Annotated in this window: 9 protein-coding genes; 4 read left to right on the top strand and 5 right to left on the bottom strand. The window is 42.6% G+C overall.

What is annotated here, in order from left to right; translation table 11 throughout:
• From HRU80_08680 to smpB, 3 genes are all read right to left on the bottom strand, one after another.
• Nucleotides 1–549, bottom strand: a complete 549-nt coding sequence (locus HRU80_08680; GenBank protein ID QOJ30500.1) for an arginine decarboxylase, pyruvoyl-dependent — start codon at nucleotides 547–549, stop codon at nucleotides 1–3.
• Between the two features lie 11 nt (nucleotides 550–560).
• Nucleotides 561–1,748 carry a tyrosine--tRNA ligase gene (locus tag HRU80_08685; protein ID QOJ28951.1) on the bottom strand — a complete coding sequence of 396 codons (1,188 nt, stop codon included), beginning with the start codon at nucleotides 1,746–1,748 and terminating at the stop codon, nucleotides 561–563.
• Nucleotides 1,749–1,835: 87 nt separating this feature from the next.
• The gene (gene smpB, locus HRU80_08690; protein ID QOJ28952.1) at nucleotides 1,836–2,294 is read right to left on the bottom strand and encodes an SsrA-binding protein SmpB; all 459 of its coding nucleotides are present in this window, start codon (nucleotides 2,292–2,294) and stop codon (nucleotides 1,836–1,838) included.
• A 300-nt stretch (nucleotides 2,295–2,594) separates the two neighbouring features.
• Between smpB and HRU80_08695 the strand changes: the two genes are divergently transcribed.
• Genes HRU80_08695 through HRU80_08710 form a run of 4 tightly spaced genes read left to right on the top strand, consistent with a single transcriptional unit; the run spans nucleotide 2,595 to nucleotide 9,002 of the window.
• On the top strand, nucleotides 2,595–4,670 hold the full coding sequence (locus tag HRU80_08695) for a hypothetical protein (GenBank protein QOJ28953.1): 2,076 nt from the start codon (nucleotides 2,595–2,597) through the stop codon (nucleotides 4,668–4,670).
• On the top strand, nucleotides 4,670–6,877 hold the full coding sequence (locus tag HRU80_08700) for an extracellular solute-binding protein (GenBank protein ID QOJ28954.1): 2,208 nt from the start codon (nucleotides 4,670–4,672) through the stop codon (nucleotides 6,875–6,877). Before HRU80_08695 ends, HRU80_08700 begins: the two co-directional genes overlap by 1 nt.
• A 12-nt stretch (nucleotides 6,878–6,889) precedes the next feature.
• Complete coding sequence (locus HRU80_08705; GenBank protein ID QOJ28955.1) at nucleotides 6,890–7,723, top strand: sugar ABC transporter permease; 834 nt, start codon at nucleotides 6,890–6,892, stop codon at nucleotides 7,721–7,723.
• A gap of 4 nt (nucleotides 7,724–7,727) precedes the next feature.
• Nucleotides 7,728–9,002, top strand: coding sequence for an MFS transporter (locus HRU80_08710; GenBank protein ID QOJ28956.1), 1,275 nt, complete (start codon nucleotides 7,728–7,730; stop codon nucleotides 9,000–9,002).
• Between the two features lie 56 nt (nucleotides 9,003–9,058).
• Here HRU80_08710 and HRU80_08715 read toward each other — a convergent pair whose 3' ends face one another.
• Both HRU80_08715 and HRU80_08720 read right to left on the bottom strand, forming a co-directional pair.
• Entirely contained in the window at nucleotides 9,059–10,288 is a 1,230-nt protein-coding gene (locus HRU80_08715) for an MFS transporter (protein QOJ30501.1), read from the bottom strand.
• 64 nt (nucleotides 10,289–10,352) lie between these two features.
• Complete coding sequence (locus HRU80_08720; GenBank protein ID QOJ28957.1) at nucleotides 10,353–11,609, bottom strand: MFS transporter; 1,257 nt, start codon at nucleotides 11,607–11,609, stop codon at nucleotides 10,353–10,355.
• Nucleotides 11,610–11,624: the final 15 nt, after the last annotated feature.

Consider the following 11,624-nt stretch of genomic DNA (forward strand, 5'->3'; position numbering starts at 1 on the left):
TCAGGGAAGGAGAACGCCTACCGCAATTACGGTAGTCCAGATACCAGTTTTGTCACCTTCAGCTGACTGTGTAATATTGAATGAGCGGACAATTTTGCCCGACATTTTATAAATATTCTCACGCTCACTCCAGTCGGTATCAGGATTAAACTCAACACCAAGAGTAGTTGCAAGCATGGTTGCAGCCAGATCTTCAGCATAATCACCCGCTACTTTTTCAGATTCTCCAAAGGGATGGTGTTCTGAGAGGTAACCATACTGATCAGGATCTGCCGGAAGCGCCACACCAATTGATGATGCTATAAGACGGTTAGGCTCGTTGGTTGAATTTCTTGCCATGACAGCGAATGTAATCTGTCCCGGCTGAAGAAGCTTTAATCCTTCTTCCTTTGAAATTCTTTTGCATCCGACCGGATAAATGGAGCTAACGGTAACGAGGTTGCATTTTTCCACACCTGCATTACGGAGTGCCAGTTCAAAAGAGGTCAGGTACTCTTTGTGGCGGCCTACCCCTTTTGTAAAGAATATTTTTGAAGGTACATACAATATATCATCTCCTTTTAGGATTTTATTATTTTGAGGAATTTTCTTTTGCCAACTTTAAGTATATTCTCCTTTTCAAGAAGAACCACCTCAGCCGGATCAGCAATTTTACGGCTGTTAAAACTAACTCCCCCCTGCTGAATCAGCCGTCTCGCTTCACCCCGTGACGGTGCCAGTTCAAATTTCATAAGAAGATCAACTGCAGAAAGTTCTGTGAGATCGGTTACGGCTTCCGGTATTTCATCAGGAATTTCCTTCTTGATGAATATTCTGTCAAACTCTTCCTCAGCTTCGCGTGCGGCTTCTTCAGAATGATATAATGCAACAAGTCTTTTTGCGAGATCCCGCTTTATATCACGTGGATTGGTAACTCCGTCAGAAAGTTTTTGCTTTATTTCATTGAGGTATTCATTGCTGGCTAAAGTGGTCAGAACAAAATAGTCATAAATCATTGAGTCAGCAATCGAGAGAGTTTTGCCAAAAATATCTCTCGGGCTGTCGCTGATGCCGATATAGTTTCCGTATGATTTGCTCATCTTTTCAACACCATCGGTACCAACAAGAAGCGGCATGGTGAGGATTACCTGCGGCTCAAGTCCAAACTCGCGCTGAATATCCCTGCCGACAAGAAGATTAAATTTTTGATCCGTCCCGCCAAGTTCAACATCACTCTGAATAGCTACTGAATCCATCGCCTGAGCAAGGGGATACAGGAATTCATGCAGGCTGATAGGCTCACCCGAACGGAATCGCTTTGTGAAATCATCACGTTCGATCATTCTGGCAACGGTGTACTTTGAAGAGAGTTTTATGACATCCTCAAATGTCATTTTTGATAGCCACTCGGAATTGTAAACAATCCGGGTATTTTCCTTATCAAGAATTTTGGATGCCTGTTCAAAATACGATTGTCCGTTTTCGCGGGTCTCTTCAAGTGAAAGGGCAGGCCGGGTAGCGTTTCTGCCGGAGGGATCACCGATCATCCCGGTAAAGTCCCCGATAATGAGAACTGCCTGGTGGCCGAGGGACTGAAACTGAGCTAATTTTCTTAGCACAACTGAATGCCCCAGATGCAGATCAGGCCGGCTGGGGTCACAGCCAAGCTTAATAATGAGCTTCTTTTTTGTTTTTAGGGATTTTTCAATTTTTTGAACCAGTTCTTCTTCTGGGATAATTTCAGAGGCGCCTCTTTTGATGAGGTCCATTTGTTCATTAAGTGAGGGGAATAACAATACCTTCGGCTCCGGACTTAATAATCAGTTATAAAAATCTTAAATGTAAAATTTACCATATCAGGATTTAACGCGCCTTGCAATATCGCGCTGAACATCTTTCTTTTGGATTGTTTCTCGTTTATCATACAGTTTTTTACCCCGTGCAACCGCGATTTCAATCTTGACCTTTCCATTGCTGAAATAGGCGCTCAGGGGTATAACCGTGAGACCTTTTTCGGCTACCTTAATCTGCAGTTTTCTTATCTCACTTTTATTCAGCAGCAGTTTCCGGTTCCTCACAGGATGATGGTTTTCGCGGTTCCCATGAGAATATTCACTAATATGGACCCCGTTCAGCCAGGCCTCGCCGTTTTTTATTTCCACATAACCGTCAGTAAAATTGATTCTCCCTTCCCGCAGCGATTTTACCTCGGTGCCAGTAAGTGCAATACCCGCCTCATACGTCTGAATAATGAAATATTCAAAACGGGCTTTTTTATTGACAGCGATATTCTTAATAGCCGGGGTGTTGTCCATATCGGGCGGCTTAGTTTCCGGTTAGTTCGAAAAAGAGCAAAAACAAACCTCAAAATTAAGCAATTGGCAGGTCAATCAAAATTAATTTTTTAACGAATTTTCCGCAGCCTGATCAAATGCCGCCAGCCTTTGCAAAAAAAAAGCTGAGACATCTGTTAGTTAGGTGGGTTTCAATCGGACTCTCATGTGTTTATCTTTTCTGTTTTTACCCTCACACTTTTCTTTTAACTTTGGGTTTTATTTGTCAGGATTTGAGGATTTTGTATTCCCAGGAATTAGTGATTAGATGATTCTGTGCCGATGAAAATCGCTGTCTTTTTCGTTTTATTCAGCTCACTCACCATCTCTCAGAGTTTAGCTCCGGCCCCTGTTGAAGGGGGCACCATGTTTTTCTATAAACCGGCTGAAGGTGAACAGGTAAACTCACTTTCAGTGGCAGGGGGGTTTAACGGTTGGAAAGCAGGCCAGTACCCGTTTACCCATTTCCCGAAAGAGGGAATCTGGAAAGCAGTCGCTCCTCTGGAACCGGGAAAAGAAGTTTTTTACAAATTCATCATTAATGATACCCTCTGGATTACCGACCCGAACGCTCCGTTTATCACTGAGGATGAATGGCGTAACGGGGTCATAACGCCGGTTCCTTACGGGGTCCCCTATATATCCGAAGTCCATCCTGCACAAGGACAAAGGATTACCCGCATTTCTCCGGTTACGATGAGGTTAATCGGTTTTAACAGCCAGCCCGATAAAAATACGATTCGGCTCCTGTTCAACGGACAGCGGCAGGAGTTCTCTTTTAATGAAAATACTTCAGTACTGTCATTTTCTCTTCCCGATGATTTGCCGGACGGTGAACATACCATTGAGCTTTCATTCGGAGATAAGAACGGAAAAAACAGCGGTAAAATTCAGACTAAATTTTTTGCCGACAGATACATTATACCGGTTACTTCCCCTGCATTTTATGACTCTGCTGTCATGTATGAGATATATATCCGCACCTTTGCAGATTCGGACGGCGACGGGATCGGAGATTTCAACGGTATAACCAGCCGGCTGGGGTATCTCTCGGATACACTCGGAGTGAACACTCTCTGGCTGATGCCATGGAATGAATCAACCACCGAACACGGATATAATGTGGTTGATTATTTTTCAATTGAGCAGGATTACGGTACGTTTGAAGATTATCAGATTTTTCTTAAAGAGTGCAAGAACCGCGGAATCCGTGTGCTGATGGATTTTGTAATTAATCACACAGACAGTACTCATAACTGGTTCCTTGATGCTTATAATAATCCCTCAAGCACTTATACATCATCGTATCAGTTTACAAATGATAAAAACACCGACTGGAATCATTTTGGGGTAGAGCGAAAAATGCCGAAACTGGATTTTGATAATCCTCAGGTTGGAGAGTACTTCCTGGAGGCAGCACGATTCTGGCTGGATCCCAACGGGGATGGTGATTTTTCAGATGGTATTGATGGGTTCAGATGTGACGCAGCCAAGGAAGTCCCTCATACATACTGGAACACTTTCAGAAAATTTGTAAAAAGCATCAATCCAGAAGCCCTTATTCTGGGTGAGGTATGGGATAACCTTAACTATCTGATTCCTTTTTATAAAGAGGAATTTGATATGTTATTCGATTATCCGTTTTACTATTCACTGGAGCGGTATATGACTTCGGCCGATGCAGCGAAATTTGCGGAGGATGAATCCCGCTATGAATCTGCACTTCCTGCAGGTCATCAGAAGGTCCGTTTCCTTTCAAATCATGACAATCAGAGGCCGCTTAATCTTTTTGAGGGAAATCTGAATAAACTACGGCAGGCATTATTTCTGATCTTTGCCATGCCGGGAACACCGATGATTTATTACGGAGATGAACTGCTTTATCAGGGAGTACTTCCTCCGGAGAATGTAAGGAATCAGCTGGAATGGAATTTTATCGCTGACTCACTTGCATATGAGGGGAGCATGCTTAATTTTTACCGGGAACTTATCGCCATGAGAAAGGCACACCCTGCTCTCAGCAGAAAGCATGACTCATTTGAATCATCAATGAATATATTTCCAGATAAAAAAGGTGAAGCAGCGGCTTTCATCAGATACTCCGGGAAAGATATATATCTGGGAGTAATTAATAATTCAGGGAAAATAATAAAGGATCTTGAATTTGATGCAGATCACTTTAATAACGTGACATTTACTGATAACCGGTGGCATGACCGGATTATTGCAGCGGAGATAGAGTCGGATAATTTCAGGGGAATGGTTTATCCTGAAATTGTAAAAATCGGAGAACGTGTTCTGGCATCAGCACTTTATATAAATCACGGCGGTTTTATTTTACTTAAACTGAATCAGTAATGAAAAAACTACTACTCTTTTTACCGATACTGGTTTTACTATTATCCGGCTGCGGCAACAAGCGGTCTGATAATGAAATAGTTATCTGGCATACGATGAGACCGGAGGAAACCCAGCAGCTTCAGGATCAGATAGACCGGTTCACTGCAAAGAATCCCGGAATAAAAATCCAGCAGCTCTTTAAGGAAACTGAGGAGATGAGGTCTGGCTTTATTGTCGCTGCTATTGGCGGTCAGGGACCTGATCTTGTATACGGCCCATCTGATCAGATAGGACCTTTCGAAGAGATTGGAATCATAAAACCTCTCGATTCTATTTTTACGGCAGAGTATCTCTCAAACTTTAATGACAAAGCCCTTATATATTCGGGCGGACATGTATGGCAGTTAGCTGATAAACTTGGCAACCATCTGACACTCGTTTATAATAAGGCGCTTGTTAAGACTCCTCCTTCAACTGATAAAGAATTAATTGAACTCGGTAAAAAACTGACGATTGATAAAAACGGAGACGGACGACCGGATCAGTATGGTCTCGTCTGGAATTATACCGAACCTTATTTCTTCGTGCCGTTCCTCACCGGATTTAATGGATGGGTGGTTGATTCAACCCGCAAACCAACTCTTAATACTCCGGAGATGGTAAGAGGGCTGAATTTCATAAAAGAACTGCGTGATGTACATAAAATCATTCCGAATGAGGCTGATTATAATGTAGCTGATGCACTCTTTAAGGAGGGGAGAGCGGGAATGATTATTAATGGTGACTGGTCATGGTCAAGCTATGGCAACGCGGGAATTGATTATGGTATTACGCCGCTGCCAATAATTACAGAGACCGGAAAACACTGCGCACCGATGATTTCTCCGAAGGGATATTCAATTAACATCAATGTTAATGAAACAAAGCTGCAGACCATAAAGGCGTTTCTTGAATATGTCATGAGCCCGGAACAGCAGCTTGAAACGGCGCTCAAAACAAAAACCTTCCCGACACGGAAAGAGTTATACGATGATGCTCGCCTAATGACGGATTCAGTGGTAATCAATTCACGCCGTCAGATTGAACTCGGCGTTGGTCTTCCCATTTTCACGGAGATGAGAGCAATATGGGACGCAATGCGTCCGCCATATCAGGCAGTGCTTGGTGGTACTTATACGGCTGAGCAGGCGGCAAAGCAAATGCAGCGTGATGCTGAAATTAAGATTAAAGAACTGCGGGAGGATTATTCCGATCCTGTTGGCGGCCTGATTGTTCAGGTATTAATGCTCGCAGCGGTGATTGGTCTGCTTTATGCAATGCGTAACAGCTTCAAAGAATTCTTCAGGAATCTGAGCAGAGATTCATTTGCGTATTATATGGCTATGCCTGCCATAGTAATACTTTTCGCGGTCATATTTTATCCATTCTTTTACAATATTGTTCTTTCATTTTCAAACATGAGCCTTGCTCATTTAAGTGACTGGTCAATTGTGGGCTTTGTACAGTATGTGCAGGTATTCAAAGAACCGAAGCTTTATGAGATCTTCCTGAAAACAATCATCTGGACAGCTGCAAATATTTTCTTCCACGTGACCATCGGCGTTACACTCGCGCTCTTTTTGAATCAGAAATTGCCCGGAACCACACTTTTCAGAGTGCTGCTTATTCTTCCCTGGGCAGTACCTCAGTATATTGTTGCACTCACCTGGAGAGGAATGTTCAACTATGAATATGGTTCAATAAACCAGATATTGATGCAGTTCTTATCAATGAATCCGATTGAGTGGCTTAAGTCTCCGGTTGAGGCATTCATTGCAGTTATTATTACGAATGTGTGGCTTGGATTTCCTTTCATGATGATCATTGCTCTTGGCGGCTTGCAGAGCATTCCAGCGGAACTGTATGAAGCAGCCGATATTGATGGCGCTAAGTGGTATCAGAAACTGAGGAATATCACCATTCCTCTCTTAAAACCGGTAATGATTCCTGCAATTACACTCGGCATTGTCTGGACCTTTAACAACCTTAATGTGGTCTGGCTAGTAAGTAATGCGGGGGAACCATCGGATAGTACCCACATTTTAGTTTCGTTTGTGTACAAAGCTGCCTTTAATCTGTACCGGTACGGATATGCCGCAGCATTCAGCGTAATATTATTCATCTTCCTTGCCGTTTTCTGGTATTTCTTCCAGAGGAAAACAAAGGCAACGGAATCTGTTTATTAATGAGGAATTAAAATGCACAAAAAAAGATTTGTATCAGTAATATTTATTTATCTGTTTTTAATCCTTTTCACGGTTATTGCCATTTATCCGATACTGAATGTGTTTACCATTTCGATCAGACCTGGTGACAAACTCTTATCAACATCTCTGGCTATCATACCGGATAACTGGACATTCCAGCAGTATATAAATCTATTTACGCAGACGGATTTTCTGAACTGGATAGTGAATTCGCTGCTTGTTTCACTTACGGTAACCTTTACCGGAGTGGCGCTGGCTTCCACTGCAGGATATGCTATTTCCCGTTTTAACTTTGTCGGTAAAAAAATAAGTATGCTTGGGCTTATGGGTACACAAATGTTCCCCGCAACCATGCTCCTGCTGCCAATGTATATCATGCTTATTAAACTTCAGCTGATTAATAGTTACCTCGGAATAATTATTATTTACTCCGCTACGGCGCTTCCGTTCTGTGTCTGGCAGATGAAAGGATTCTATGATACTATCCCTTTTAGTCTTGAAGAAAGCGCACGAATTGACGGCTGCAACCGCTGGCAGGCGTTTTATGTAATTATTCTGCCGTTGGCTGCACCTGCTTTAGTGATTACTGCACTTTTTTCGTTCATGACTGCATGGTCGGAATACATAGTAGCGGCGCAGATTTTACAGGATACGTCACTCTACACACTTCCGCTTGGGTTAAAATCATTTGAATCAAAACTCTCAACTGAATGGGGCCTCTATGCTGCCGCCAGTCTTGTAGTGAGTATTCCCGTGGTGGTCTTGTTTGTAATACTTAGTAAGTGGCTTGTCAGCGGTCTGACTCTCGGAAGTGTGAAAGGATAACTCTATGCTTGATATGCAGAAAAAACTTACAACGGCATTTTACGCAATCCTGAGTCTTCCCGCTACTGCCATGGGATTTGCACTCTCGGTGCAGATCTCAGCATTAAGCTGGATTCTTTCTACCAAATTCGGGCTTGATCTTCATGAGATAGGATATGTATGGGCTGCGGGGCCATTGGCTGGTATATTCGGACAGGTGATTATCGGTTTGATCAGTGATAAGGCTTGGTTTTGGGGCGGAAGACGAAGACCGTTTATCTTTATCGGAGGTCCGATTGCAGCCTTGATGCTGCTCGCTTTACCGAATATAGGAGAAATAGCTGATGCAGTCGGAATGACTAACCTGATTGTTGTTGCAACGGTGGTTGCGCTTACTCTTGATCTTGCTATCAATATCAGCTTTAATCCGACCAGATCAATAATTGCAGATGTCACTCCGGAAGGGGATAACAGAACCAAAGGATATACCTGGATGCAGACGATATCAGGGTTTTTTGGAGTGCTTGCGTATATCATTGGAGCGACCTGGGGAAATATTGCATTGATTTATATCGGAGTGGCAATTGTATTTCTTTTTTCAGTTGTGCCGGTTATTTTCATTAAAGAGCCGAGGGAACTGACTGTTTCAGAAGAAAAAACTGTGGATGCAGGCGGATCAGCCAGGAGCAATTTTTCTGAATTGATGAAGCTTTATATCGCTCACGGTTTTAGCTGGATTGGCGTGCAGACGATGTTCGTCTATACGATTGGTTTTATCCAGCAGAACCTGGGAACTTCCAGCGATACAGAAACAGGGCAGGTAATCTCTATCTCATTTGCAGTGCTTAACACCATTGGATTCATTCTCCCCGCGTTAGTGTTCTCAAAGATGAGCAGTAAAATGGGAAGGGTAAGAACGCATTTTTCAAGTCTTATTGTAATGGCAGCAGCATATCTGTATATTGCGCTTGTTGCCGGCAGTCCGATGGAAATGTACGCAGCAATGGCGTTTGCAGGGGTTGGCTGGGCAGCAATAGTAAGCCTTCCTTTTGCTATTATGTCAGAAAAAGTTGATAAAAACCGGATGGGGTATTATATGGGTATATTTAATCTGTCTGTGGTTATTCCGCAGCTTATCGTTAGTCTGGTAATCGGAAATTTTATACAGGCAGCAGAGAATAAAAATATTATTTATTTAATCGCATCAGTCAGTCTCGCGATATCTGCTGTATTATGGAAAAGCGTTAAAGATACCCCTCCAGCAGAGAATATAAATACAACCACCTCATCAGGACATTAAATAAAAAAAGGGCTGAGCGGTAAATACCACTCAGCCTTTTTAATCAAACAGACTACTTATTCCGTTTTTCCCTTTAAGATAAACTTGTTATATAGAAGCAGTCCGATAATCGAGAAACATCCGATACCGGTAAAAATAAGCCACATAGTTGAGGGGGAATTAAGTCCGTCAACATAGTGGGTGTAAAGCGATGCACCAAGAATTCCTCCGACACCACTTCCGATAACCCCATATAAGAATGAATAGCCCAGATAAAGAGCTTTCTTATCAGGCGGAGCTATTATTCCGACATAGCTGAGGAATTTAGGATGGGCAGTCATTTCACCGATAGAGAAAATGATGATGCCGCTCATGAATACCCATATGCTGTTTGAAATGGAAAGTATTGCGATACCGATGGTACCCATAACCAGGCCAGCAATCATGGTCGGGAGAGCATGATACTTCTGAACGATCTTTGATATAAATATCTGCAGTGTGATGATGGTAAGTGCATTAAGAACTGTAACATGTTCAGCATCAAATGACCACTGCGGATTTGAAATAAAGATGCCGAGGAATGAATTTACTGCCTGATTCATCGGAGTGACATCAATGTAATCACCCAGGAACCAGAGAACGGTATCAAACATCTGGAAATAGAGAATCCAGAATGAAGAGTAGAGCACAATGAGGAGAATAAACCGGAAATCACCCAGCACCATCAACATTTCTTTGAAGACCTGGCTTAGAGGCTTGTTATTTTTGGGGCGATGCGGCTCTTTATACAAGAAAATATTCAGCAGCAGAAGGGAGCCGGTGCCGATTGCAGCCATGAAGAATATATAAGACCATGAGATTGCTTTCAAATAGGGGACAAGGATCAGAGGGAAAAGGAATGCACCAAGGTTGATGGACCAGTAAAAAATTCCGAATCCAAGAGTTGAATTGCTCTCGTCTGTGGTGCGTGCAATGGTACCGGAAATTACCGGTTTGAATGTTCCGGCTCCAACCACCATGAGGATCAGAGCGAGGAATACCTGCTCGTAAGAAGAAACCAATCCGGTTGCGAAATACCCCAGACTCATCACCGTAAAGGCAAACATCAGAGTTTTCCTGTAACCAAACCGGTCAGCAATTGTTCCTGATAATATCGGAAGGAGATAGAGTATCGGAGTTATGACACTCTTAATTACTCCCACACCTTCTTTAGAAAAACCGAGCCCTCCGTCCTGCACGGACAGAATCATATAGACTGATAATACGGACATTACACCGTAATAGGATCCTCTCTCCACAAATTCCATGAAGATAACGACCCAGAAATTGAATGAGAACTTCTTAAACAATCATGTGTCCTTTATGTTAAGATTAAGCAGTATGTTTATGTATAAGCATGTTGTAAAAAAACATGCAGAGAGTTGCAAAAATGCCAACGCCGAACAGAATCAGAAAGATCGCATCGGGATTGTTTTGTGCTTTTGCAAAAGTTTCGTAAAGATATCCGCCAAGAGTTCCGCCAAAAACCCATCCCATGGCAACTGGCAGGAATGCATAGCCCTGGAACAAACCTACCTGTCCAGCAGGAGCGATATCTGCGATATATTCATAATATCTTGGGGCCTGCGTTTGTTCTCCTATTGAGAAAACCACAAGTCCTGCAATAACCATCGGGATTGTGGGATTCAGGAAAATAATTCCCCAGCAGAGAGCAGAGATGGCAAATCCGAGGATTATCGCGTAAATAGTTCTAACATCTTTTGTAAGACGGTTTATGACGAGCTGGAGCAGAATGATAGACCATGCACCAACCGACTGAATTAGTTCAAATGGAGCATCCTTTGAAATAAAATCTGTTACGTAATAAGGAATGATGATAAATATCTGCCAGAACATAAGCCAATACATAGCAAAAATTGTCAGGAAGATCATAAATCTTATATTCGAAAGCACTTTAAGCAGATTAACGAATAATTCACCAAGACTTTTAGTTGTTCTCTGATCAGGTGTGGTAGGTTCATCAAAGAAGAAAAAAGTTGAGATTACCATAAGAAGGCAGCTGACAGCCGAAACTGCGAATACCGCCTGAATGCCGATTGCATCTCTGACTAAGAAAGCAATAAGGGGACCTACCGCACCGCCGATATTTACCAGCCAGTAATAAATGGCATAACCAAGTGATTTGGTTTTTTCGGTACTGGTGAATGCAATGGTACCCAGTACACTTGGTTTGATAAAAGAACCGCCTATTGCAGTAAATATAAGAATAGCTACCAGCAGCGGAAACCGGTCAATATTGCTGTATAGTCCGGCGAACTGATCCATAGCAACCGAACCGATCAGGAAATAACCGAATGCAAGCACGGAGAATGCAAACATGAATGCTTTTCTGAATCCGATTTTGTCTGCAATGGCACCGGCGAAAATTGGAAGGAAGTATATCAATCCGCCGAAAATTGAACTGAGCTGCCCTGCCTCTCCTTCGGTAAACTGCAGATAATCACGCAGATAGATACTGAGAATGGTTGCCTGTCCGTAATAAGCAATTCGTTCGAACAGCTCCATGATGTTTGCAACCCAGAAGGATTTTTTGAATCCGGCAATGATTTCCTTTACTTTGTCAGTCATGTAGTCCTTTTCTGT

It is taken from the genome of Ignavibacteriales bacterium (genome assembly GCA_015709675.1).
Lineage (GTDB): Bacteria > Bacteroidota > Ignavibacteria > Ignavibacteriales > Ignavibacteriaceae > H2-BAC3.